The following is a 25,123-nucleotide window of genomic DNA, read 5'->3' as shown; positions in this document are numbered from 1 at the left end:
TGGAAGTGGCGGAGAGCTGCCGTTAGCTGCAAGTGCTAGGGCGTTGCCTCAGATCGGTTAAAGCGGACTTCGAGCCTGTGCTCCAAGGTCCACATTTAGCTGACTAGGTATGGTTTATGGGGAAAATCCGTTAGTTAATGTCTTCGTTGGTCGAAGACAAATCGCGCATGTCGTATACATGAAAATTCATCCCTTCTTGTCCGAAGAACCTAAGGAAGTCAACGGATTGGAGATCTGATTGCGATGCAATGGGAACACTACGACGGTGAATTCATTTCCGTAGTTCAGGAGAAGACGGCTACCAGACTTTGGGTTGCCTGCCCTAGTTTCTTGAGACGGTATCTAGATAACCTGCCACGGAAGGGGCGCTTTATAATAGCCCAATCGCTTCATAAAGGCGTAGCCAAGAGAACAATCCAACAGCGGGTCATGTCAGTACGCGAAAGAATCGGCGCTCAGGCCTACGTTATTCATGGCTGGCGCTACACCGCTGCGGTGCATCTCGCTGATGCCGGGGCGAGCGATAGCGAGATCCAGGCAGTGACCGGGCACAAGACGCTTGAGATGGTCAAGAAGTACCGGAATCAAGCAAACCAGAAGCGCCTTTCACAATCGGCACAGGCGCGTAGGACCAGAACATGAACAGAACAAGAAAACGGGAAACAAACTGGGAAACTCGCAGAGGGCATACTTCTCAGCTCACCTCGCAAAACCCATTTTTTACATTAAAATCAAAGTGGTGCGGGTGAAGGGACTCGAACCCCCACGCCTCGCGGCGCCAGAACCTAAATCTGGTGCGTCTACCAATTCCGCCACACCCGCACGTTTCGCAAATCACTTGTTGCGTGTCGCGGTGGATAGCAAAGGTTGCACCCGGATGCGAGCGCTATTTTCATCAAAATCACAACAATGCATGAGCGCAACAATCTGGAAAAAATGCGTGTATTATGCACGCAGCAAAGAGAAAGAACGCGACCTGTTCATTGATCTCGCCTAGCCTGGTTCAAAAAAACTGAGGCAGAAAAAGAGTACAATATCATGACATCGCAAGCCCTAAGGCCTGCGGGGGTAAAAATTGAATCTGCGCCCCTGCACCCACGCCAATCCTCCCCTGATCAGACCTCATCTATCGGTTTCCTACGCGGAACCCAGTTGCTGACGCGGCAGGGTGACCGCAGGGTCGAGTCAATTCAGCCCGGCGACGACATCATCTCGCGCGATCTGGGGCTAGTACGCTGTTTGGCAGTAGAGCAGTATCTCTGCACCAGCAACGCCATTTGGTTCGCCCCCGGCTCGCTTGGGGATAGCCGCCCGGACTGTGACCTGATCCTGCCTGCCGACCAGCAGGTATTGCTGCGCGACTGGCGGGCCAAAGCCATTTTTGGCTCTCCCCAGGCCTTGGCCCGGGCAGGCTCTCTGGTCGATGGGGAGTTCATCTGTGACCTCGGCCCCCATGAGATGACGCTGACCGTTCTGCGCTTTAGCCGCCCCAATGTCATCTATGCTGGTGGGTTGGAAGTGGCCACCGCCAAGGCCTCCCTCTGCGCCCAACCACAGTCCACCGGATCACTCAGTTAGCCGTCCCGTTCCAGCCGCCTCAACACGGCTGGAAGCTGCTCTGGCAAATCTTCAGAGATCAGGCCGGGCCCAAATTCTCGCGCGCATTCCACGTGCAACCAGGCTCCGGCCTCCGCTGCGGCCTTTGGCGACATGCCGCGCGCCAAAAGCCCGGTGATAAATCCAGCCAAAACATCCCCCGCCCCGGCAGTCGCCAGCCATGGCGCCGCCCTGTCATACTGCGCCGAATTCACCGAACAGCGCCCCGTGGGATCTGCGATCACCGTATCAGCCCCCTTGAACAAGACCACACACCCCGCGCGCGCCGCAGCCTCGCGGGTGGCATCCACCTTCGAATAGGCCGGGCCGGTTTGCGGCCTCTGCGCAAGTTTTGCCGCCAAATCCGGGAAGAGTTTTGCAAACTCACCCCCATGCGGTGTGAGCACGCATTGCTCATGCAGTAGATCAAACAACACCTGTGGGTTTCTCTCAAACCGGGTGAGCGCATCGGCATCCAGAACGGTGGCGCGCTTCGCTTTCAAAGCCGCAATCACTACCGCCTGGGTATCCATGCCGCGCCCCAACCCCGGCCCGAGACACACCGCATTGAGCCGCTTGTCTTCCAGCAGCTCACTCACCCCATGTGCGCCATCAATCTGATGCAGCATGATCGCTGTCAGCTGGGCTGCATTTTCAAACATCGCCGAACGCGGCGACCCCAGTGTCACCAGCCCCGCACCAATCCGCAACGCACCTCGTGCCGCCAGCCGTGCAGCACCGGTTTTGCCATGCCCGCCCGACAGAACAAGGGCGTGACCATGGTTGTATTTGTGCCCCCCTCGCTTCGTTTGGCCCAACACTCCGCCCGCCTCCACCAGGGTCACGCGCCCTTTGGCGGCGGTCTTTGTCATGCCAATATCTACAACACGTAGCCTGCCACAGTTATCCGAACCACCATAGCTGCCACAGTCCTGAGACATGTAATGGCCAATTTTGGCGGCGTGAAATGTCACCGTGAGGTGGGTCGGCAAAGCACCAAAATCCTTGCCGCTATCACTGCACATTCCGCTGGGAAAATCGATCGCCACAAAACGATCCCCGCCAGGATCACGCCCATCGCTGACAAATGGCGACGGCATAAATCCGCGCCACATCTCAGCAGTATCATCCGGCATAGGCCGCGTCAGTCCAGTCCCAAAAAGAGCGTCTACAACCAGAAAACGGTTTTTGTCATTCCCCTCGTATAAATCCCTTATTTCCCGGTCATTCCACGTCCTTACCTCACCCAGCGCGGCCCATCTGCGATAGTTTTCTGCAGCATCCGGCGGCAGATCGATCGGGTTTCCATAAAGGAAAACATCCACTTGCCAGCCCCGCGCCAACAACAATCGCGCCACGACAAAGCCATCGCCACCATTGTTTCCAGGCCCACAAAGCACCAGGGCTTTCATCTTGCCCAAAATACCTCGGGGGGGATCCGCAGGATCGGGGGCAGCGCCCCCTTCTGGGCCGCCCTCTTGCCCAACCCTTTCCAGCTCCGGCCACTCCTCAAAGATGGCCGCGACCACGCCGGCGCCAGCGCGCTCCATCAGGTCCAGCCCGGTAACCTCCCCCGACTCGATGGCCTCATGTTCAATGGCGCGCATCTGGGCCGCAGTTAGCAGTTCCATCATCCAGGGCCTCCTTCTCCCAAAGATCTGACGATTCACTTCTGCACATTTTTTGTGCGGACAGCCTATCTTTTAATCATTCGCCTTCAAATCGACCAGCGCGCTCCCCCTGAGACAGCACAGCGCATTGTCGTCACTGATAAGAAATGATCTGAGAAGTTTCGACAAGGTTGTGAGGAGCCCAAGGCATGAAAAAGATCGAAGCCATCATCAAGCCGTTCAAACTGGACGAGGTGAAGGAAGCGCTACAGGATGTAGGCGTGCAGGGCCTCTCCGTCATCGAAGTCAAAGGTTTTGGTCGCCAAAAAGGCCATACCGAACTGTACCGCGGTGCAGAATATGTTGTCGACTTCCTGCCCAAGGTGAAAATCGAGGTAGTACTAGAGGCCGATCAGGTCGATGCTGCCATTGAAGCCATCATTGATGCTGCCAAAACCGACAAGATTGGCGACGGTAAGATTTTTGTCTCTCCCGTCGAGCAAGCGATCCGTATCCGTACCGGCGAGTCCGGCACAGACGCGCTGTAAACAGAATTACCTGACATTAAAATCAGAAGGACCAAGGGAATGAGCACAGACGCAGTTCTCCAGATGATCAAAGACGAAGATGCCGCCTATGTCGACATCCGCTTTACAGATGTGCGCGGCAAGCTGCAGCACGTCACCGTGGACGTGGACCTGGTTGACGAAGACTTCCTCGAAGAAGGCTTCATGTTCGACGGCTCCTCGATCGCCGGCTGGAAATCGATCGAAAACTCCGACATGAAACTGATGGCAGACACCACCTCCGCCTATGTAGATCCGTTCTACGCCGAAAAAACCATCTGTATCCATTGTTCCATCGTTGAGCCCGACACCGGCGAAGCCTATGAGCGTGACCCACGCGGCACGGCACAGAAAGCTGAAGCCTACCTCAAGTCTTCCGGCATTGGTGACGTGGCCTACATGGGTCCCGAAGCAGAATTCTTCCTGTTCGACGACGTGCGTTACTCCAACTCGATCAACAAGGTTTCCTATGAGGTCGACGCAACAGACGCCTCCTGGAACACCGACACCGAGTACGAAATGGGCAACATGGGCCACCGCCCCGGCCTTAAAGGTGGTTACTTCCCAGTGAACCCCACCGACGAGTCTCAGGACCTGCGCTCCGAAATGCTGTCGACCATGAAGCGTCTGGGCATGAAAGTGGACAAGCACCACCACGAGGTTGCCTCCTGTCAGCACGAACTGGGCCTGATCTTTGACAGCCTGACCAAACAGGCCGACGAGCTGCAGAAATACAAATACGTGATCCACAACGTGGCCCACGCCTACGGCAAATCCGCCACCTTCATGCCCAAGCCGATCTACGGCGACAACGGCACCGGCATGCACGTGAACATGTCGATCTGGAAAGACGGCAAGCCGCTCTTTGCTGGCGACAAATACGCGGATCTCTCGGATGAAGCCCTGTACTTCATCGGTGGTATCCTCAAGCACGCCAAGACCCTGAACGCCTTCACCAACCCAGCGACCAACAGCTACAAGCGTCTGATCCCTGGCTTTGAAGCCCCCGTTCTGCGTGCCTACTCCGCCCGTAACCGCTCCGGTTGTGTGCGTATCCCATGGACTGAATCCCCCAAAGCCAAGCGCGTTGAAGCCCGTTTCCCTGATCCGGCCGCCAACCCCTACCTGTGCTTTGCAGCTCTGCTGATGGCTGGTCTTGACGGCATCAAGAACAAGATCGACCCCGGTGAGGCCATGGACAAAAACCTCTATGACCTGCCCGCAGAAGAGCTGGCCGATATCCCAACCGTCTGTGGCTCCCTGCGCGAAGCGCTGGAAGCTCTGGAAGCCGATCACGACTTCCTGACACAGGGCGACGTCTTCACCAAAGATCAGATCGAAGGCTATATCGCTCTAAAAATGGAAGAAGTTCAGACCTATGAGCACACGCCACACCCTGTTGAGTATGGCATGTACTACAGCTGCTAATCCCTATGGGTTAGACGGTATAAGGAAGGGCGCCCCATCTGGGCGCCCTTTTTCTGTGTCCGCTTTGGTTCGCCCAGCACGGACAGGCCGCAAGACGCACAACCTGACGCGGACTAAGCTGCATCAATCCACAAATGGGGTCGATCCATCCCAACCAGCACTGTTGCCAACGGTTGTGACCACTGGCGCTGTTGAGACTGGCAGGGCTTGTGCTGTCGGCCTGCTGAGAAGCTGGTTTTGCGGCCCTCTTGCAGCACTCAGTCCCTCTGCCCCTGAGGCACAACGCCCTGAAAAAATCGTGTACTCTGGCGCCGAGGGCAACACAGAGACCCGAAAATCCGCAATAGGGCCATTGCCACAGGCGTGACCAGAAATCTGGGTTTTAATTTCTTGTGGCGTCCAATCCGCGCCAGCGCTGCCGCTGAAGCGGCCATTGCCATCATCGTCGAACGAAATCTGGTTACTGGCAGGCACACCGCCACAGGCCGCAAGCAACCCGCAGCAAGCGACAGGCCATAAGAGTTTCGCAGATTTTGTGATCATGGGGTTTTTCTCCTTTTTCCGGGGCACCTTACCCAATCGCACCCCTATGACAAGAGCTTGAACCGCCCTCCTCAACCACGCTAAATCCATTTCACCGCCTTCCTCTTGAAGCCAAATGTTGGCTCCTATAGATAGGCGCGTTCCATCGTCCAAAAGGAGCCCCCACCATGACCGCCACTGCTACCTGCCCCAACACCCTGGGCATCGATTTTGGCACCTCGAACTCCGCGGCGGGGATTGCGGTTGGCGACCGTCCCTGGCTGGTCGAGATGGAACCCGGTGAAACCACCCTGCCCACGGCGGTGTTTTTTGAACCCAAACGCCCCATGCGCATTGGTCGCTCAGCCACCCGGGCGCTGATTAATGGCGACGAGGGCCGGTTCATGCGGGCGCTCAAAAGCCTGCTGGGCACGCCCCTGTTGCGCGAAGAACGGCGGATCAACGGCGAGGTTACAGATTTCATCCAGATCATCGCGCGCTTCCTGGCCGAGGTGAAATCCCGCGCTGAGGCCGCAACGCACCAGACATTCACCCACGCGCTGTCGGGGCGCCCGGTGCATTTTCACAGCAATGATCCTGCCCGCGATGCCCAGGCCGAAGTCGACCTGCGCGACTGTTATTTGGCAGCGGGTTTTGAGGGCGTGCGCTTTCTCTATGAGCCCGAGGCCGCTGTGCGCTCTGCAAGGCCCTCGGCGGGGCTGGGGCTGATTGTCGATATCGGCGGTGGCACCTCGGATTTCACCCTGTTTGAGCAGGACGCCACCGGTGCAACCCGCATCCTAGGCTCGCATGGGGTGCGCCTGGGCGGCACCGATTTTGACCGCCAGATCAGCATAGACCACGTGATGCCGCTGTTGGGACGCGGCAGCCAGATCCGCAATGCCTTTGGCAAAGAGACCCTGCCCGCACCCAACCGGTTGTTCAACGATCTGGCCACCTGGCAGATGATCCCCTTTCTCTATGCTGCCGACAGCCGCCGTGCCGCGCGCGATTTGGCAAAATATGCGGTAGAACCCCAAAAGTTGAACCGGCTGGTGTCCGTTCTGGAAGACGAACTGGGGCATGATCTGGCCTTTGCGGTGGAACGCGGCAAGATCCAGACCAATGGCGTAAGCGGGGCCAGTGAGGAGAAAGGCGCAGATCCCCGGATTGACCTGCGCATTCTGGAACGCGGCCTGTCTGCACCGCTTTCACCAGACCTGATGCAGCAAAGCCTGGCCAAAATGATGACACAGATCGCAGAGAGCGCCGCTGAGACCCTAGAGGCCGCAGATGTGGCCCCGACCCGGATTGACCGGCTGGTGATGGTGGGTGGCTCTTCGCTGCTGTCCTCGCTTGAAACAGGGCTGCGTCAGCTCTGCCCCAATGCGACGGTGGAGAACCGCAATGCCATGACGGCGGTGGCAGATGGGCTGGCGCTATCAGCCGCCAGTGCCTTTGCCTAACCCGTGCCTTTGCCTTTGCCTTTGCCTTTGCCTAAAAGGCCCGCGTCAGAAATGAGACGCAGACCACAGTTTTCCCGTTAGACTCCGCCCGCCAGCCCGCTAGAGTCTGATCACGATTGTTTTGCTTGTTTTCAGGATCAGTATTATGCGCCTCATCGCCTCTGCCGCCCTCGCCCTGACCCTTTGTGTCTCCAGTTTTGCATCGCCTGCCATGGCTGCGCCCTGCGGCAACAGCTCTGCCGGGTTTGACACCTGGAAAGCGGATTTTGCCAAACGCGCACGCCGTGCCGGGGTGAAATCAGCCGGGCTGCAGGCCCTGGCGCAGGCGCAATATGCCCGTCGTACCATTGCTGCAGACCGCAACCAAAAGAGCTTTCGCTATAGTCTGGAAAAGTTCATGCAGATCCGCGGCTCCGCCACCATTGTGGCCCAGGGCCGCAAACGCCTGGCGCGCCATGCAGATTTCTACGCCGCCCTAGAACGCAAATACGGCGTCCCGGCCGGGGTGTTGATTGCCATCCATGGCATGGAAACCGCCTTTGGCAACTACATGGGGGATAGTCAGATTGTCTCTGCCATTGTCACCCTGACCTATGATTGCCGCCGCTCTGAGTTCTTTGAACCCCATGCCCTGGGCGCGTTGAAACTGGTAGACCAGGGCGCCATCACCTCGGCCACCCTGGGGGCAAAACACGGTGAGCTGGGGCATACCCAGTTTTTGCCCGGCAATGCGCTGAAATACGGTGTCGACTGGGACCGCGACGGGCGGGTCAATTTCTATGACTTGCAGGACTCCCTCGCCTCAACCGCGCGCTATTTGCAAAAACGCGGCTGGAAACGCGGTAAGGGCTACCAGCAGGGCCAGCCCAATTTTCGGGTGCTGAAAGAGTGGAACGCCGCCACAGTCTACCAGCAGTCACTTGCCATCATGGGGCGTCAGATCGACAACTAGCAGATCGGCAGCGCACCGGAGGCCTTTGGCTGCAGATAAAGCCTGGGGGTATTTAAGGCGCGCATAGATAGGGCGTTCACTGTTGCGACTGAGCCTCCAGCCACCGCCAAGAATGGCCCTATTACTTTTCCGTCTGGAACAATCCCACCGTTTGGTGCGGATTGTAGGCTATGCGGCATCAAAGTGGCCATTCCGCGCCCACTTGTTGCCCCATTCCAGCAAAAATTAGGTCAGCCACAACCTTTAATCACTTGTAAAAAAACAAAAATTTAACCTCGCACAACAGCGAAGTGAAATCTGAATTTTTCTTCATCTATTGTCTCTCTCCGCCTCACTTTTGAGCCAGATCCCTGCGTATTGTTGCTACAGAGCACCCCGAATGGAGGACCCTGACGGTGGCACAGGTTAAGCAATACAAAGGCAAGCTGGGGTTTGAACACCGCAGCGAAGAGAAACTGACACTCGCACTGACAGAGCTGCTGGATACGCTGGAAGAATTTGGCCATCCGGCACTACAGATCAATGCCCGCGATCCCCACAGGATTGGCTTGGACGCTGACCACTACCAGATCAGCCTGCGCCTGCGCCGTATCCCATTGCGGCTTGGTGTGCGCACCCCGCCCGGCATTCCTGCGCCGACGGCCTATATCGAGTTGGCAATGGCTCCTTGTTTCCCTGATGCATGTGATCAGGAGGTCTCGGAAATTCTGCTTGCCATGATCTTGAAGCGGTTGACAGAAGCATTGAATCCTTTGTTGATTTTCTGGCAAGAAACCAACAAAGCACTGACACCAAATCAATTCCTCGGTGCCTTCGCCCCGATGGAAGCGCCTGTCACAAAAGAGATGTTTGCCTCCGCGGCCATAGTCGACACCGATGCAAAGGCTGCAGTTTTGGCGGCGGATACACTGCTGGAGCAGGTTGTGGCCGATGCCGCCACCGCCCAAAAGACAGCAGCCTCAACATCCCGCACGGCCAAACCTGTGGTGACAACAGCGCCAGCCAAGCCCATCCCAGGGCCAATCCTGTCTGCCGCCGCATCGCGCCTGTTGATGGCCGATCACGCCCGTGCGGTAGCCGAGGCCGAGCGCGCCCGTGGTCAAGCCCGGTTTGGCTCTGCCGATGCGGCAACTCCAGTTCTGGAACAACAGTGCGACGCGCTTCAAGACACGCCCCGGCGCATCAAACCGCGCGCAAAGACATGGCGCAAACTGCCCGTATCAGAAGCGCCCTATGCCTCCTACCGGACGGTGTTTGGCAAAAGCCGCCTCAACTGGATTTTTGCCCTGCCCCGTTGGGTTCTTTCAATGACGGGAAATGCCATTCGCAGTGTCGACCTGGTGCTTTCTGTACGTGCATTGTTGACAGGGATGGCGATCCTGTTCTTGCACGGCTCTGGCATGGTACAGGCCGCAGCACGGGTATTACTGCCACACTAAGACCGCCCCCTTTTCCTGCCAAGGCAAGACATTAGACAGGGGCAAGAATTTGATGACGGGGCCGGGCGATAAACATGGCTGGCCCCGTCGTTTTGGCACCCAAACCTGCGCCTCACCGGTCCTTCCCAGCCATTTCAGCCGTGTCTACCGGGTTGCGCCCTCTGCGCCCCATTCAGCCATGACCTCATCGCGATGCACCATATAGGTATGGATCGAAAACACCACGGAACGGCATTTGGGCAGGCGTAGAATGACCTGCTGCTCGCTGCGCAGATAGGGCGCGTCCTGGCCATGGCTTTGGTCTCGGGGGGCATGTACTGAACGCGGGGCGTGCAGCTCTGCCGAGTGATACCAGAGCGCATTAAACCGCCACAGAGGCCGCCCCACCTGCACCCCGTCAAACAGACGCTGAACCCGTGATGCCATTTTGCTATCGTAGCTGTCGACGGTATCATGGATCCCGATCAGGGGCCGCATGAACTTTTCGCCCAGCGTCCAACTGGCGGGAAAACACAGAACCGCACCGGTCAAAATATGCTCTGGGCTGCCGTCGGGGCGTTCAAGAATACAGAAATCTTCCTGACAGATCTGCCCCAGCGTCGCCAATGGCTGCTGCCAGTCAAGCGTGACCTTCACGCCATCCGGGCGGATCACATGGTCCCGTGCACCGCCATAGCGATGATCAAGCACCAGTTCCAACAGCTCCTGCGCCGCGCACTGCGCATCGGGATGCATCATCAGCACCTTGTCGCGGCGATTGGACAACAGCTCAGCCCGATAGGCCAGCTGCTCGGAAAAAGCCTCGTCCGGGCGCAGCCAGTCAGCAAGATCCATTGGTTTGATCCCCGGCAGCGGCACCTCTTCAAGCGGATTATAGGGAAGGGATTTTTGCAGTATCATTCCAGGCCTTTAGATAAGTTATTCGGGGCTATCAAAATTGCAGGCCCAGGATTGCAGATCAAAACAACGCGCTGCCCCCAGGGGCTTCAGCCACTTTAGGCGAGACTGCGGAACAAAAGCCCAGAGGCGACTAGCACGACCAGAAAGCCGGCGCCAATTTCCAGAATGGGCACCATCTGCGCCGCGCGGCCGGACCGGGCAAAAATAGCCAGGGCCCCACCGCGCAGGCCAAGCGCGGCAAGCCCCACCGTGATCGTCACCAAAGCAGTGCCAAGCGCCATTGCAAAGGCCCCAGCGATGCCAGCCAAGGCAATCCCCATCTGCCAAGTGATGACCAGAACAAAAAGCGCACCAGTACAGGGCCTTACAGCAATGCCTGCAATCAGAACCATGGCTTCGCGCCAGGTCTGCAAGCCGCTGACCTCTTCCAGACTGGGGCCATGGCGGTGACCACAATCGCTACAGACCTCAGATGCGCCATGGTCGTGACTGTGTTCGTGACTGTGACTGTGATCGTGACCGTGGTCGTGACTGTGGCTGTGCGAATGGCTGCGCGCATGACCATGACCTGACGTTGGTTCGGTCGAACCGCCCAGATCATGCCCCACCTGAGAGCCAACGCCGGTGGCGTGCCAAAGCTTGCGCGCGCCCCGCAGGAGCAACCACAGGCCAATCGCAGCAATGGCCCCATAGCTAAGAGGCGCCATCGTCTTTTCCGCCACTCCGATCAGGCTGTCGCGGCCCAGCTGCAACAGGGAAATGGCTCCATAGACCAAGACAATCGCCGTAACGGCCTGGCCCAGGCTGGACAACAGCGCCACACCGCCCAGACGCAGCCAGGGCGTCTTGCGCGCCAATCCATAGCCGCCAACCAGAATTTTTCCGTGGCCCGGTCCGATGGCGTGAAAAAAACCATAGGCAAAACACACCAGCATCAGGGCCATAATCGCGCCGGGCTCCCCTGCCCGCAGCGCCCGTAAAGATCCGGCGATGCGGTTTTGAAAGTCGCGTTGATGCGCCGCTGCCCAGTCCCCCAAGGGCGCCAGGCTTCCCCGGGCCAGCCACCAGATACACAGACACAGAGCAAGACAGGCGAGGCCCAGAGCCAGGGCTTTTAGGATGCGGGGCATGTGACCAGGATCTCCGTGGCAAACTCACCGCCCATCAGCGGAATATCATTCTCTTCCAGATCGGCATCGGCGTTCAACCGCAGCAGCTGGGCTTTCATCAAAGCCAACCCGCCAGCGATATCCGGCTCGATCCGCTCCAGCAAGCACAGCCCCTGCAGGTGATCCGACAGCGTCACTGGCAGCTTGATCTCATAGGCGGTGTAATAGGATGGATCAAAAGCCTTGATCGAAAACGGCCCGTCTTGCATCGGCACGGGAGGCTCAATTTTCCGCACATGGGTGCTGACGATCCGCCCCTCAATCAGGTCGGTGCCGGCTTGCATCGGACCTGACAGATCCAAGAGCTGCCCCCCAGCGCGAATTTCCAGATCGCCGTTAAAGCCTTCATCCCAGTTGGTATCGAACCCAATCAGACGCTGACGTTCATCCGGGGTAAGCTGGCCGTCTCCATCCTTGTCTAGAAACAGATCCTCGGTGATCAAAAGAGAATAGAATTCATCATATTGCCAGGTGACCTTGATCTCGACCAATTGGTTGTCTTCATCAAAGCCCAGGGTGAACCCAGTATCCACAAAGATATGAGGATGCGCCGCAACCAGGGCCGGAGATACCAGACCGCAGATCACCGCAGGAAGGAGGAGCAAGTGTTTCATGCCCCGGACCTTATGAGCAGACACTCTGCTGTGCAATTGCTTCACCGCCGCTAGACGCGCGCAATCGGCAGCTTCATGCTGAACCGCGCAGACTGCGCTAAACCGCTTTCCCAGGATGCGTGCGCAAGACATGTGCCGCTTTGGCGGTCTCTTTGCATCACCTTCCCGTGACGTTTCCCCCGGTGGCCTTGCCCTGTACTCCCTCGCTGCGCACATTAAGACACCCCTAGCAATAAGGCCTTTCCTCATGGCAACCGAACGCATCACCTTTCCCGGCCACTCCGGTGCGCCCCTCTCCGCGCGGCTAGATTTGCCGTCTGGTCCCGTGCTGGCAACAGCGCTTTTTGCCCATTGTTTCACCTGCTCCAAGGACATTCCCGCCGCGCGACGTATTGCCGGACGATTGGCCTCCATGGGGATTGCCGTGCTGCGCTTTGATTTCACCGGACTTGGACATTCTGAAGGGGAGTTTGCCAATACCACCTTCAGCTCGAATGTGGCTGATCTCATTGCAGCCGCGCAGTACCTGGACGGACGCGACATGGCGCCATCCCTGTTGATCGGCCATTCCCTGGGCGGTGCTGCCGTTCTGCGCGCCCGGGCGGGCATCGACACCATCAAGGGCGTCGTGACCCTGGGGGCGCCTTTTGATCCGGGCCATGTCTCCCATCACTTTGACGCCGCCATGCCCGAGATCAAGGCCAAGGGTCAGGCCGAAGTCTGCCTGGGCGGGCGTCCCTTTGTCATTGGTCGTGATTTTGTCGAGGATATCCAGGCCGAGGTTCTGACCCCCGCCATCCAAGAGTTGAATGCTGCCCTCTTGGTGATGCATGCACCGCTGGATGACACCGTAAGCGTCGACAATGCGGCAGAGATTTTTACCGCCGCCAAACATCCCAAAAGCTTTGTCACCCTGGATGAGGCCGACCATCTGATCAGCAAAGCGCGGGATGCGGAATATGCCGCCGAGGTCATCGCGGCCTGGGCCGGACGCTATATTGACCTGACCCCTCCGGCACCGCCTCCCGGCGCGCCCGAAGGCGTCTTGCGGATCACCGAGGCGGATCCCACAGGTTTTTTGCAGGACATCCAATCCGGTCCGCATCATCATGCCTATGCGGATGAGCCCCAGGCCTATGGCGGCACCAATCGTGGCATGTCGCCCTATGGCTTTGTCTCGGCGGGCCTGGGGGCCTGCACCTCGATGACCATTCGCATGTATGCTCGCCGCAAAGGTTGGCCGCTCGACAGCGTCAGCGTTGATATCTCCCATGACAAGGTCCATGCGCAGGATGTTCTGCCGTCGGGGCCAGCCAAGATTGACCAGTTTATCCGCACCATTCGCATTTGCGGCCCCCTGAGCCAAGACCAGCGCGACAAGCTGCTGGAGATTGCCGACAAATGCCCGGTACATCGCACCCTGGAACACAGCTCCAAAGTTCTGACGACACTGGAGGAAGAGCATTCAATGATGTGAGCCCTGCACTCTCTTCCCTGCCCCTTGGTTGGGAGCTTGCGGCCCGTGTAGGGATGCGATCAAGCTGGCTCAAAAAAATGATATTGATACATATCAAAGTCAGCCTGCGCATTTCCTGCCATCTTGCCCGCAAGACACTGGGCATCAGGCCACACTGAGGAGACGCGCATGGGACTTTTTTCGAAACTCGGGCAAAGCACCGACTTGGTTGAGGGCATGGCTGATCGCCTTGGGGTTGATTTTGCCACCAGTATCGCCAAAGACCCAGAGGCCGAGGCGCGTAAATTCAGACGCGCGGTTATGGCGTGCAGCCATTGTGACAATCAGGCGGGCTGTGCAGATTTGCAGGCTGCAAACAGCCAGCTGGACGAAGCCCCCAGCTATTGCCGCAACCACGACATGCTGGCGCATCGGCCTGAGGCCTGACCCAGATCCACAACACATTAGGTTTTATTCAGCGGCGCCTTGCAACAGGCGCCGCATTTTTGTCCACCGCCCCCAGTCCAATCAACACGGCATAGCGGCCTACATCCTGCGACATTTTTCATATCCACCTGCCCGGACTTGCTCAATTGGCGCGCCTCCCTTATGACCCGCCCTATCAACTGGACAATCCCATAAAGGTGCTTTCGCCAATGATCCCTCGTTATTCCCGCCCCGAAATGGTCGCCATTTGGTCGCCCGAGACCAAGTTCAAGATCTGGTACGAGATCGAGGCCCATGCCTGCGAAGCAATGGCCAATATCGGCGTCATTCCCCGCGAAAACGCTGATGCCGTCTGGAAAGCCAAGGACGTCGAATTCGACGTCGCCCGCATTGATGAGATCGAAGCCGTCACCAAACATGACGTCATCGCCTTTCTGACCCACCTGGCCGAACATGTCGGATCAGAAGAGGCCCGTTTTGTTCACCAGGGCATGACCTCTTCCGACGTGCTGGATACCTGTCTCAACGTACAGCTGGTGCGCTCGGCCGATATTCTGATCAAAGACATGGAAGCCCTGCTGGCGGCGCTGAAAAAGCGCGCGCTGGAGCACAAAGACACCGTGCGTGTTGGCCGCTCCCACGGGATCCACGCCGAGCCCACAACCATGGGCCTGACATTCGCGCGTTTCTACGCTGAGATGGACCGCAACATGGCGCGTCTCAAACTGGCGCGGGAAGAAATTGCCACCGGCGCAATCTCTGGCGCGGTCGGCACATTTGCCAATATCGACCCTGCCATTGAGGAACATGTCTGCGCCGAGCTGGGCCTGAGCCCTGAGCCGATCTCCACCCAGGTGATTCCACGCGACCGTCACGCCATGTTCTTTGCAACGCTCGGCGTGATTGCCTCCTCCATTGAAAACGTCGCCACCGAAATCCGTCACATGCAGCGTACCGAAGTGCTGGAGGGTGCGGAATTCTTCTCGATGGGCCAGAAAGGCTCTTCGGCGATGCCGCACAAGAAAAACCCGGTTCTGACCGAAAACCTCACTGGTCTTGCCCGTCTGGTGCGCTCGGCTGTGATCCCGGCGATGGAAAATGTTGCCCTGTGGCACGAGCGTGACATCTCGCACTCTTCGGTTGAGCGCGCGATTGGCCCCGACTGCTGTGTCACCCTGGATTTTGCCTTGGCACGTCTAACTGGCGTGATCGACAAAATGTTGGTCTTCCCTGACAACATGCTGGACAACATGAATAAATTCCCCGGCCTGGTGATGAGCCAGCGGGTCCTATTGGCCCTGACACAGGCCGGTGTGTCGCGCGAAGACGCCTATTCCATGGTGCAGCGCAATGCCTTGAAGGTTTGGGAAGAACGGCTGGATTTCCGCGAGCTGCTGCTGGCCGATGCCGAGGTGGTCGCCGCGCTGGGCGCTGACGGCGTCGAAGAGAAATTCAACATGGACTACCACACCAAACATGTTGATACGATTTTCAAACGGGTCTTTGGCGCCTAATTGCCAAACGACACATCGCAAAAGATCAGGCGCGTCTCCGATGGAGAGGCGCCTTTTTCATGGGCCATTTTTTGCTGCTTTCTCTCGCCACGGGGGACCGGATGGCCCAAGGAGAGTTGTAAACAAGACAAGGTTCTGCGCTATTATGGTCCAGAACACCTTTTTGCCCGGAGTTGATTAATGCGTTTCCTCGTTCTTGCTGCCGCACTGACCCTACCGCTTCCTGCACTGTCCGCCGGGGGTGGTACCATGACCCCGCCAACGCCGAGCGAGACAACCAAGACTTGCAAAGGCAAACAGGTCTGGGACGAAGCAAAGGGGCGCTGTGTACCGCCCAAAGAATCTTCGCTGAACGAGGATGGCTTGTATGATGCCGTCCGCGAGCTGGCCTATGCCGGGCGCAACGAAGATGCTCAGGCGGTGCTCGCTGCGATGGCGGATCAGGCGGATGCGCGGGTGCTGACCTATTGGGGGTTCACCCACCGAAAGCTGGGCAATCGCGCCCTTTCGCAGGCCTATTACGACCAGGCAATCGCTGCGGACCCTGACAATCTGCTGGCCCGGTCTTACATGGGGCAAGGCTTTGTCGAGGAAGGTCAATTTGGTTTAGCCCTGGCGGAGTGGAAAGAAATTCGCGCCCGCGGCGGCGTTGGAACCTGGCCGGAAACCTCTTTGCGGCTGGCGCTGGAGACCGGTGCCACAACAAACTACTGAGCTTCAGCTTTTCTTTACCGCTTATGGGATAGTTACTAGTAGACCGAAAAAGAATCTTTTTGGCTAGGGTGCTAGAATGCTGCAAGACGATATGTTGGCGCTACCGATGACCACCGACGGTGGTGGGATGGGCGATTTTTCTGCTCCGGCTCCGGCCGGGATGGGCGGAATGGGTGGCGGCTCTGTGTCTACGCCAAAGCTCAGCGGGAAAGCCAAAGCTGCCATTGTTGTGCGCCTTTTGCTCAATGAAGGTGCGGATATTCCCATCGAAGACCTGCCTGATGAGTTGCAAATGGAATTGACTCAGCAGATGGGTAAGATGCGTCTTGTCGACCGCGAAACGCTCTATGCTGTTGCCGCTGAATTTGCTGAAATGTTGGATAATGTCGGCCTGACCTTTCCCAATGGCCTGGCCGGCGCCCTGACGGCCATGGATGGGCGGATCAGCCGCCAAACCGCCAGTCGGCTGCGCAAAGAGGCTGGCGTGCGCCAGTTTGGCGATCCTTGGGAGCGCCTCAAAGCCCTCCCCCCTGAAGATCTTGCCTCCCTCGCCGAAGCCGAAAGCATCGAAGTTGCAGCGGTTCTGTTGTCCAAACTTGACACCGCAAAGGCTGCCCAGATGTTGGTTCACTTGCCAGGAAATGTTGCACGCCAAATTACCTATGCCGTAAGCCATACCAGCAATGTCACCCCGGATACCGTTGATCGTATTGGGCTTTCTCTTGCCGGTCAGGTCGAGGCACGACCTGATCTTGCCTTTGCGACCACGCCAGGCCAACGGGTTGGTGCAATTCTGACCGAAGCCGCAGCCGCAAAGCGCGAAGAAGTTCTCATTGCACTGGAAGAAGAAGACGAAGCCTTTGCCACCGATGTGCGCAAATCCATCTTTACATATGGTCTGCTGGCACAGCGGATGCAGCCGCTAGACGTGCCCAAGCTGATGCGCGTGCTGGCTATTCCAGACCTGGTCACCGCCATCGCCTTTGCCACCGACGAAGAAGATATCGCCACCAATGATTTCCTGCTCGACAATATGTCCAGCCGCATGGCCACCAATATTCGTGAAGAAGTGGCAGAGCGCGGCAAGGTCAAGCGCAGCGATGGCGAAACCGCCTTTGGTTTGATCGTTTCGGCAATGCGCGACCTCGTTACCACCGGTGAGATTGAGCTGATCTCCGACGAGGACGAAGAGTAAACCCAGCCAATCGCAGCGGCCCATCGCTGCCACGCGCCCATCGGAGCGGCGTTGCGCCCCCTTGGGCATTGGCATGGTCTTCGGTTGTGCCCTGTTTCACCAAAGGTTATGGTCCGTTTCTGATCCATATCCCTGCAGGCAATCCGCTCTATGCCCCTAGATCCTTCGCAACTGACGCAAAAACAACGCGTCTCGTATTTCGTCGAAAATATCGCTTTACGCGGGATCTTGGGATTGGCCGGGTTTGTGCCCTATCGCTGGCGCATTCCGGTGATTGGTAAACTGGTAAGCACCCTGGGACCACTGGTTGGATTTGATCGCAGAATTCGTGACAATCTGGCCCTGACCTGCCCCGAACTGACCAAGCCCGAGGTTCATCGCCTGTGCCGTGAGGTCAACAACAATGCCGGGCGAACCATTGCCGAGCTCTACGCGGGGGCGCCATTTGTCGACCGCGCCAAGGCGGCGCCGATCAGCGGCGACGGGCTGAAGGCCCTGGAAGAGGCCCGTGCCTCCGGGCGTCCTGTCATTCTGGTCACCGGCCATTTTGGCAATTACGACGCTGCCCGCGCCGGATTGATCTCACGAGGGTTTTCCATGGGCGCGCTGTATCGGCGCATGGCCAATCCCTTTTTCAACACCCACTACGTGCGCACCATCAGCCACATTGGCACCCCGATGTTCGAACAAGGCAGGCGCGGCATGGTGGAAATGGTGCGACACCTGAAAAAAGGTGGGATTATTGCAATTGTCGCCGATCTGCATGTGCATGACGGAGAGCTGATAGATTTCTTTGGCACACAGGCTGTCACCTCAACTGTCCCGGCTGAGTTGGCCTTGAAATACAATGCCGCCCTGATACCGGTCTACGGGGTCCGCCAGGAAAACGGCCTGGATTTTGAGATCATTCTGAACCCTGAAATCCCCGCTTCGGACCCTGTCACCATGACACGGGCCATATGCGATGATCTGGAAAGCATGGTGCGCCGCCACATGGGACAATGGTTCTGGATTCATCGGCGCTGGAAGACACTTGGCTTTACCCCTGCGCCCAAGAAACCGTCAAAAGGCGAAACCTCGGCCAAGCCGTAATCCTGGCCATTCCCTTATTATTCAAATGCCTATCAGATTCTTTTAAACCAAAAACCGCCACATTCCTGTATGCGGTTACTCGACCTGAATGGCAGCCAAAACCGGCCCAAAGGGGCCCTGCTGCACCAAAATGGCGGCGGGCTGCGCCCCGTCATAATCAACTGTATAGGCAGTAGTTTGTTGCCCGTCCCAGATCGCAACCTGCTGAAAGTCATTGACGATATTGGCATAGTCAATCTGACGACCTGCCAGTTCTCCCCGGGTAATATCCACGGTTTCCAGGGCTGTGTAGCGCACCAGCTGAATGGCAATCGGCCCCTGCGGCAAAGCTCCCTGTGGCGCCACTGTTACCGTGAGACGTCCCCCCTGGCGCTGCAGCGCAAGCGCCACAGGACGTGGGCGCGCCTGATAGGCTGAAATGGCTTCAGCAAGCCCCATGACGTCGTTACCAGAAACATCCTGCTGTCCCATGACGATCATTTGCGGCGTGTAGATCATCCTGCGCCCGTTGACCTGCGCATAGCCCTTTTGCCTGTCGGTGTTGGACGGGCTGGCAAAGAAATCTTTCCAGCCGATGTAGTCCCAATAATCAACATGCAACGCCAGTGCGATGACATCTGGTCGCTGTGCCAAATTTTTCAACACCGCATCTGCCGGCGGGCAGGACGAGCACCCCTGCGAGGTGAACAGCTCCACCACCACCGGCTGCGACGCCCTGTCGGCAGCCTGTTGCGCCAGGCCTCCATTTGGCAAGGCAAGACACAGGACAGCTGACAGAGCCACAGAGAGGGCTGTGACAAGGGGTGGTTTACGTCTCATAACAAATACTTTCTGCTACTGGCCTGTTTGATCTACTGCGCAGAGACAAGCAACGCCAATCAATCATTCTTGAGCCCGTCGTGGGCCCCGGCGTTGGTAGCCTGGGCATTTGGTAGCCTTGTCACTGGTTTGTCATCGTTTTGGCGCGCCTCTGCTATTGTGTGTCATCCGGTGCAATGGCACAAAAACAGAAGAGAATTCCGTGTTTCATGCACCAGAGGGAGGCCAAGATGCCCATTACCGTTGGACAAGACACCGCCAAAACCCGTCGCACACTCCGCTCCGGCGACAGGTCGATCTCTTATTATTCAATTACTGCCGCCACCGAGGCCGGGCTGGGGGATTTCTCCAGACTGCCCGCCGCCCTGAAGGTGGTGCTGGAAAACATGCTGCGTTTTGAGGATGGTGGCTTTTCGGTGTCGACCGATGACATCAAGGCCTTTGCAAAATGGGGCGCCAAGGGGGGCAAGAACCCGCGAGAGATCGCCTATCGCCCTGCCCGCGTCCTGATGCAGGATTTCACCGGTGTGCCCGCCGTGGTGGATCTTGCCGCCATGCGCGACGGTATCAAGGCCCTGGGCGGCGACGCCCAAAAGATCAACCCGCTCAACCCTGTCGACCTGGTCATTGACCACTCGGTGATGATTGACGAATTTGGCAATCCCCGCGCTTTTCAGATGAATGTGGACCGCGAATATGAGCGCAACATGGAGCGTTATCAGTTCCTGAAATGGGGCCAGGGCGCCTTTAACAACTTCCGCGTCGTGCCCCCCGGCACAGGCATCTGTCACCAGGTAAACCTGGAATACCTGTCCCAGACCATCTGGTCGGACACTGATCAAAATGGCGAAGAGGTTGCCTATCCTGACACCTTGGTTGGCACCGACAGCCATACCACCATGGTCAATGGCGTCGCCGTGCTGGGCTGGGGTGTTGGCGGCATTGAGGCCGAAGCGGCGATGCTGGGCCAGCCGATCTCAATGCTGATCCCAGAGGTCATTGGTTTTGAGCTCACCGGTGCGATGGTCGAGGGCACCACCGGCACCGATCTGGTGCTCAAGGTCGTGGAAATGCTGCGCGCCAAGGGTGTGGTTGGAAAGTTCGTCGAATTCTTTGGCGCCGGTTTGGACCACCTGCCACTGGCCGATCGCGCCACCATCGCCAATATGGCGCCCGAATATGGGGCCACCTGCGGCTTTTTCCCGATTGATGGTGAAACCCTGCGCTACCTGCGCAATACTGGCCGCGACGAAGATCGTCTAGCGCTGGTGGAAGCCTATGCCAAGGAAAACGGGTTGTGGCGCGGTGCCGATTATGCGCCGATCTATACCGATAGTCTGAGCCTGGATATGGGCACCATCGTGCCTGCAATCTCCGGCCCCAAACGGCCACAGGACTATGTGGCGCTCAGCGAGGGCCAAAGCGCCTTTCGCCGCGAAATGGAAGAGACATTCAAGCGCCCCATGGGCAAGCAGGTTGCGGTCAAAGGCGAGGATTACACCCTGGAAAGCGGCAAGGTGGTGATTGCCTCGATCACCTCCTGCACCAATACCTCCAACCCCTATGTGATGATCGGCGCTGGTCTGGTGGCGCGCAAGGCCGCCGCCCTGGGGCTGGACCGCAAGCCCTGGGTGAAAACCTCTCTGGCGCCGGGCAGTCAGGTGGTCTCTGCCTATCTGGAGGCCGCAGGCCTGCAGGCGGATCTTGATAAGATTGGTTTTAATCTGGTGGGCTATGGCTGCACCACCTGTATCGGCAACTCTGGCCCGATCCAGACAGAACTGTCCGAAGCAATTGCAGCTGGCGATCTGGTCGCGACCTCGGTGCTGTCGGGCAACCGCAATTTTGAGGGCCGGATCAGTCCCGATGTGCGCGCCAATTACCTCGCCTCGCCGCCGCTGGTGGTGGCCTATGCCCTGGCTGGCACCATGGATATAGACCTCAGCCGTGATGCCATTGGTCAGGACCAAAACGGCCAGGATGTCTTCCTCAAGGACATCTGGCCCTCGACCAAGGAAATCGCGGATCTGGTCGAACAAACCGTAACCCGCGAGGCTTTCTTGTCGAAATATGCCGATGTTTTCAAAGGCGACGAGAAGTGGCAAGCGGTGCAGACCACCGCGGCCGAGACCTATGACTGGCCCGCCCAATCCACCTATATCCAGAACCCGCCCTATTTCCAGGGGATGGGGCCGACCCCCGGCAGCATCACCAATATCACCGGTGCCAAGGTGCTGGCGGTGCTTGGCGATATGGTCACCACCGACCACATCTCTCCGGCGGGCGCCTTTGCAACCACCACACCTGCCGGCCAGTATCTTTTGGAGCGCCAGGTGCAGCCCCGTGAATTCAACTCCTACGGCTCCCGCCGGGGCAACCACGAGATCATGATGCGCGGCACCTTTGCCAATATCCGCATCAAGAACGAAATGCTCGCCCAGGCAGACGGCAGCCCGGTTGAGGGCGGCTATACAAAAGGACCAGATGGGCAGCAGACCTCGATCTATGAGGCCTCAATGGCCTATCAGGCGGCAGGCACTCCGCTGGTGATCTTTGGCGGTGAACAATATGGCGCCGGCTCCTCGCGGGACTGGGCCGCCAAAGGCACCGCGCTCTTGGGCGTCAAGGCGGTGATCGCTGAAAGCTTTGAGCGCATCCACCGGTCCAATCTGGTGGGCATGGGGGTGATCCCCTTTGAATTCACCAATGGCGACAGCCGCAAAAGCCTCGGCCTTACCGGGGAGGAAACGGTTTCAATCTTTGGTCTCGACACAATCCAGCCGCTGCAAGATGTGCCCTGTGCCATTACCTTTGCTGATGGCACGGTCAAAGACATCACCCTGAAGTGCCGCATAGATACGGCGCCAGAGATCGAATATGTCGAAAATGGCGGCGTGCTGCACTACGTTCTGCGCAATCTCGCCAAATCCTGAGACAGTGAAAGCGCTCTGATCCTGACCGGCGCTCTGGTAGAGCGTTGGTCAGGATCAGAGGTTTTGAGGAGGTCACAGATTGGTTAAAACTGTGCTGATCACCGGCGGTGCCCATGGTATTGGGCGCGCCATTGCTGCGGTGTTTCACCCTGAAAACAATGTCGCCCTGACCTGGTGCCACCGCACGCCGGATGCAACTGCGAATGACAACCAATTGTTTCTGCAGGCAGATCTCACCCAGGATGGCAGCGCGGAACAGGTGGTAGAGGCCACCATGGCGCGCTTTGGCCGGATTGATGTCATCGTAAACAACGCCGGATCGCTTGACGCCAGCCCACTGGATACATTTGACGCCGCCAAACAACGGGCCATTCTTGATCTCAACCTGCTGGCGCCCCAGGCGCTGCTGAGTGCGGCCCTGCCGCATCTGTCCCCGGGGGCGGCGATCGTCAGCATCTCGTCAATCAATGCCGTCCTACCCCCTAGGGGCCATGTCACCTATGGCGCCAGCAAAGCCGCGCTCAACCTCTGGACCCGCGCCATGGCCAAGGAGCTGGGGCCCAGGGGCATTCGCGTCAATGCCGTCGCTCCCGGCGCTGTGAATGTCCCCGAGGCCCCACGCGATGCCGAGCTGACCAAAGCCTTTACCGATGAAACCGCCCTGGGGCGGCTGGCCACGGCCCATGACATTGGCCAGGCGGTGGCCTTTCTGGCCTCTGATGCGGCATCGTCTATCACCGGCGAAATCCTGACTGTATCCGGCGGCTATCGCCTTTAGCAGGGGCGCACAGGACCTGTGGAGCGCTGGAGCTATCAACCAAGATCAGCAGCACTTAGGTTGGCAGAATGAAACAGATATCCAGCATCCAGGGCTACCATACCCATGTCTATTTTGACGCCGACAGCCTGCAAGCGGCCAAAACGCTGTGCGAAATCGCTGCTGCACAGTTTGGCGTGCAGATGGGCCGCATCCATGAAAAACCTGTGGGACCGCATCCAATGTGGTCCTGCCAACTGGCCGCCACTCCTGCACAGTTCACCGAACTGTTGCCATGGCTGGCGCTGAACCGGGGGGATCTGATTGTCTTTGCCCATCCTGAAACCGGCAACGACCTGGAAGATCACCGCGACCACAGCATTTGGCTGGGCTGCGGCCTTGATCTCGACCTTTCGATCTTTGACTGACGCTGCCTGAGCAACAGGGCCCGCATCCCCTGCTCCCCAAGCAATTATCTTGAGGGTAAGACAGGCTTAGTGGCCGCGGGCCTTTTCAATGGCCGGGCGCAGGGTGTTTTTGATCACCCGCTGCGTTATCGGCCCGGCAAAGCGCAGGATGATCTTGCCGTTTCCGTCCACCACATAGGTTTCCGGCACGCCGTAGACGCCCCAGTCCAAGGCCATGCGGCCCTTTTCGTCGCGGCCAATGGCCGTATAGGGATCGCCCAGCTCCTCCAGGAATGACGCGGCATTGTCCTGTTGATCCTTGTAGTTCACCCCGTAGATCGTCAGCCCCTCTTGCGACAGGGCCTCAAGGTTAGGGTGTTCCACCCGACACGGCGCGCACCAGCTGGCCCAATAGTTGACCAGCTTGACCTCACCATCGCGCAAATCCGCATCATCAAACAGTTCTTTACCGACAAATTCACTCAGCACCACCGGCGGGGCGGGCTGGCCCTCGCGGGCCGACGGCAGGCTGTCCGGATCCTCCCGGTACATGCCGGTGACCGCGAGGCCCACAAAGCTGGCAAAAACCACAATCGGAACCGCCATCAGCGGAGAGAACTTAGCCATCCCGGCGCATCCTTTGCTCTAACGTATCCATGTCGCGACGCACCCGGCGGCCGCGCCACAGGGTCAACACCACCAATAGCGCCAGTAGCAGCAGCGACGCGGCATAGGCCGACAGCACCGTTTCACTGTATTTCCCCAGATCTGGCAACATGGTCACGCCTCCTGCCGTTGACGCGCCATCAGCGCCTTGATGCGCCGCGCGCGAATTTCAGTTCCGGTGCGATAAAACACCATGGCAAGGAAAAACAATCCAAAACCAATCATGCAGACATAGAGCGGGTTGGAAAAGGCATCCGCCACGTTTTCTTTTTCATCAAGGCTCAGCGAGGCGCCCTGATGCAGCCCCTGATTCCAGAAGTTCACCGCATAGCGGCTCAGCACCGCAAAGACAGTACCGACAAGGCAGAGGATCGAGGTCAGATCAGCAGCGGTGTCAGGGTTATCAATGGCTTCCCACAGGGCAATATATCCGAGGTAAAACAGGAACAAAACCAAGAACGAGGTCAGGCGCGGATCCCAGGCCCACCAGGTGCCCCACATGGGCTGCCCCCAGATCGCCCCCGTGGCCAGGGCAATCAATGTCATCACGATGCCAACGGGCGCCGCAGCCTTGGCCGCCAGGGCGCTGACGTGGTGGCGGCGGATCACCCAGATCAACGAGGCCACCAGCATCATAAACCAGGCATTGATCGCCATCAGGGCTGCCGGCACATGCAAGAAGATGATCTTGACAGTGGAGCCCTGGCGGTAATCATCCGGCGTGAAAAAGAACCCCCAGATCAGCCCGACGGCCATCAATAGCCCCGAGCTCACCCAGAGCACCGGCATCACCCGTTCCGAAGTCTGCAGGAACTTTCGTGGATTGGCATATTCCCAGATCGACATTTTGGCTCTCTCGTT

Annotated in this window: 24 protein-coding genes and 1 tRNA gene; 16 read left to right on the top strand and 9 right to left on the bottom strand. The window is 58.1% G+C overall.

Features of this window, described 5'->3' with window-relative positions; translation table 11 throughout:
• The first annotated feature begins 243 nt into the window (after positions 1-243).
• Complete coding sequence (locus N1037_10950) at positions 244-642, top strand: tyrosine-type recombinase/integrase (GenBank protein ID UWS77815.1); 399 nt, start codon at positions 244-246, stop codon at positions 640-642.
• Positions 643-737: 95 nt separating this feature from the next.
• On the opposite strand, the gene N1037_10945 is transcribed toward N1037_10950, so the two are convergent.
• Positions 738-822: transfer RNA gene (locus N1037_10945), tRNA-Leu, on the bottom strand.
• Between the two features lie 216 nt (positions 823-1,038).
• On the opposite strand from N1037_10945, the gene N1037_10940 reads away from it, so the two are divergent.
• Complete coding sequence (locus tag N1037_10940) at positions 1,039-1,578, top strand: Hint domain-containing protein (protein ID UWS77814.1); 540 nt, start codon at positions 1,039-1,041, stop codon at positions 1,576-1,578.
• On the opposite strand, the gene N1037_10935 is transcribed toward N1037_10940, so the two are convergent.
• Entirely contained in the window at positions 1,575-3,230 is a 1,656-nt protein-coding gene (locus N1037_10935; GenBank protein UWS77813.1) for an NAD(P)H-hydrate dehydratase, read from the bottom strand. The two genes, N1037_10940 and N1037_10935, sit on opposite strands and share 4 nt — an antisense overlap.
• A gap of 185 nt (positions 3,231-3,415) precedes the next feature.
• Between N1037_10935 and N1037_10930 the strand changes: the two genes are divergently transcribed.
• From N1037_10930 to N1037_10910, 5 genes are all read left to right on the top strand, one after another.
• The gene (locus N1037_10930) at positions 3,416-3,754 is read left to right on the top strand and encodes a P-II family nitrogen regulator (protein ID UWS77812.1); all 339 of its coding nucleotides are present in this window, start codon (positions 3,416-3,418) and stop codon (positions 3,752-3,754) included.
• A 39-nt stretch (positions 3,755-3,793) separates the two neighbouring features.
• Positions 3,794-5,200: a type I glutamate--ammonia ligase gene (glnA, locus tag N1037_10925; GenBank protein ID UWS77811.1), complete on the top strand. Its 1,407-nt coding sequence runs from the start codon at positions 3,794-3,796 to the stop codon at positions 5,198-5,200.
• Positions 5,201-5,910: 710 nt separating this feature from the next.
• Positions 5,911-7,188: an Hsp70 family protein gene (locus tag N1037_10920; GenBank protein UWS77810.1), complete on the top strand. Its 1,278-nt coding sequence runs from the start codon at positions 5,911-5,913 to the stop codon at positions 7,186-7,188.
• Positions 7,189-7,333: 145 nt separating this feature from the next.
• Entirely contained in the window at positions 7,334-8,140 is an 807-nt protein-coding gene (locus N1037_10915) for a lytic transglycosylase domain-containing protein (protein ID UWS77809.1), read from the top strand.
• A 395-nt stretch (positions 8,141-8,535) separates the two neighbouring features.
• Positions 8,536-9,579 (top strand): hypothetical protein, encoded by a 1,044-nt coding sequence (locus tag N1037_10910; protein ID UWS77808.1) that lies wholly within the window; start codon positions 8,536-8,538, stop codon positions 9,577-9,579.
• A 144-nt stretch (positions 9,580-9,723) separates the two neighbouring features.
• Here N1037_10910 and N1037_10905 read toward each other — a convergent pair whose 3' ends face one another.
• The 3 genes from N1037_10905 to N1037_10895 form a co-directional block, all read right to left on the bottom strand.
• Positions 9,724-10,479, bottom strand: a complete 756-nt coding sequence (locus N1037_10905; GenBank protein UWS77807.1) for a DUF3445 domain-containing protein — start codon at positions 10,477-10,479, stop codon at positions 9,724-9,726.
• Between the two features lie 95 nt (positions 10,480-10,574).
• On the bottom strand, positions 10,575-11,609 hold the full coding sequence (locus N1037_10900) for a hypothetical protein (GenBank protein UWS77806.1): 1,035 nt from the start codon (positions 11,607-11,609) through the stop codon (positions 10,575-10,577).
• Complete coding sequence (locus N1037_10895; protein UWS77805.1) at positions 11,594-12,262, bottom strand: DUF1007 family protein; 669 nt, start codon at positions 12,260-12,262, stop codon at positions 11,594-11,596. The genes N1037_10900 and N1037_10895 overlap by 16 nt, the downstream gene beginning before the upstream one ends.
• 247 nt (positions 12,263-12,509) lie before the next feature.
• On the opposite strand from N1037_10895, the gene N1037_10890 reads away from it, so the two are divergent.
• The 6 genes from N1037_10890 (at position 12,510) to N1037_10865 (ending at position 18,680) form a co-directional block, all read left to right on the top strand.
• A complete protein-coding gene (locus tag N1037_10890) occupies positions 12,510-13,739 on the top strand; it encodes a bifunctional alpha/beta hydrolase/OsmC family protein (GenBank protein ID UWS77804.1) in 1,230 nt (409 codons plus the stop codon).
• A 168-nt stretch (positions 13,740-13,907) separates the two neighbouring features.
• Complete coding sequence (locus N1037_10885) at positions 13,908-14,165, top strand: DUF6455 family protein (protein ID UWS77803.1); 258 nt, start codon at positions 13,908-13,910, stop codon at positions 14,163-14,165.
• A gap of 209 nt (positions 14,166-14,374) precedes the next feature.
• Positions 14,375-15,679, top strand: coding sequence for an adenylosuccinate lyase (purB, locus tag N1037_10880; GenBank protein ID UWS77802.1), 1,305 nt, complete (start codon positions 14,375-14,377; stop codon positions 15,677-15,679).
• A 180-nt stretch (positions 15,680-15,859) separates the two neighbouring features.
• The gene (locus N1037_10875; GenBank protein ID UWS77801.1) at positions 15,860-16,393 is read left to right on the top strand and encodes a hypothetical protein; all 534 of its coding nucleotides are present in this window, start codon (positions 15,860-15,862) and stop codon (positions 16,391-16,393) included.
• 76 nt (positions 16,394-16,469) lie between these two features.
• A complete protein-coding gene (locus N1037_10870) occupies positions 16,470-17,588 on the top strand; it encodes a flagellar motor switch protein FliG (GenBank protein UWS77800.1) in 1,119 nt (372 codons plus the stop codon).
• Positions 17,589-17,738: 150 nt separating this feature from the next.
• Positions 17,739-18,680: a lysophospholipid acyltransferase family protein gene (locus N1037_10865; GenBank protein UWS77799.1), complete on the top strand. Its 942-nt coding sequence runs from the start codon at positions 17,739-17,741 to the stop codon at positions 18,678-18,680.
• Between the two features lie 75 nt (positions 18,681-18,755).
• Here N1037_10865 and N1037_10860 read toward each other — a convergent pair whose 3' ends face one another.
• Positions 18,756-19,499, bottom strand: coding sequence for a DUF1223 domain-containing protein (locus N1037_10860; GenBank protein ID UWS77798.1), 744 nt, complete (start codon positions 19,497-19,499; stop codon positions 18,756-18,758).
• A gap of 230 nt (positions 19,500-19,729) precedes the next feature.
• Here N1037_10860 and acnA point away from each other — a divergent pair, with 230 nt between their 5' ends.
• The 3 genes from acnA (at position 19,730) to N1037_10845 (ending at position 23,617) form a co-directional block, all read left to right on the top strand.
• Complete coding sequence (gene acnA, locus N1037_10855) at positions 19,730-22,432, top strand: aconitate hydratase AcnA (protein UWS77797.1); 2,703 nt, start codon at positions 19,730-19,732, stop codon at positions 22,430-22,432.
• A gap of 79 nt (positions 22,433-22,511) precedes the next feature.
• Positions 22,512-23,210 (top strand): SDR family oxidoreductase, encoded by a 699-nt coding sequence (locus tag N1037_10850; GenBank protein UWS77796.1) that lies wholly within the window; start codon positions 22,512-22,514, stop codon positions 23,208-23,210.
• 68 nt (positions 23,211-23,278) lie between these two features.
• Entirely contained in the window at positions 23,279-23,617 is a 339-nt protein-coding gene (locus N1037_10845; protein UWS77795.1) for a DOPA 4,5-dioxygenase family protein, read from the top strand.
• 66 nt (positions 23,618-23,683) lie between these two features.
• Here the strand turns inward: N1037_10845 and N1037_10840 are convergent, their stop codons facing one another.
• Genes N1037_10840 through N1037_10830 form a run of 3 tightly spaced genes read right to left on the bottom strand, consistent with a single transcriptional unit; the run spans position 23,684 to position 25,108 of the window.
• The gene (locus tag N1037_10840; protein UWS77794.1) at positions 23,684-24,223 is read right to left on the bottom strand and encodes a DsbE family thiol:disulfide interchange protein; all 540 of its coding nucleotides are present in this window, start codon (positions 24,221-24,223) and stop codon (positions 23,684-23,686) included.
• The gene (ccmD, locus tag N1037_10835; GenBank protein ID UWS77793.1) at positions 24,216-24,374 is read right to left on the bottom strand and encodes a heme exporter protein CcmD; all 159 of its coding nucleotides are present in this window, start codon (positions 24,372-24,374) and stop codon (positions 24,216-24,218) included. The genes N1037_10840 and ccmD overlap by 8 nt, the downstream gene beginning before the upstream one ends.
• Positions 24,375-24,376: 2 nt before the next feature.
• Positions 24,377-25,108 (bottom strand): heme ABC transporter permease, encoded by a 732-nt coding sequence (locus tag N1037_10830; protein ID UWS77792.1) that lies wholly within the window; start codon positions 25,106-25,108, stop codon positions 24,377-24,379.
• Between the last annotated feature and the right edge of the window lie 15 nt (positions 25,109-25,123).

The organism is Phaeobacter sp. G2, from assembly GCA_025163595.1.
In the GTDB taxonomy this organism is placed as follows: domain Bacteria; phylum Pseudomonadota; class Alphaproteobacteria; order Rhodobacterales; family Rhodobacteraceae; genus Pseudophaeobacter.
Note: the sequence above shows the minus strand (reverse complement) of the source record. Positions and strands in the feature narration are given on the sequence as shown.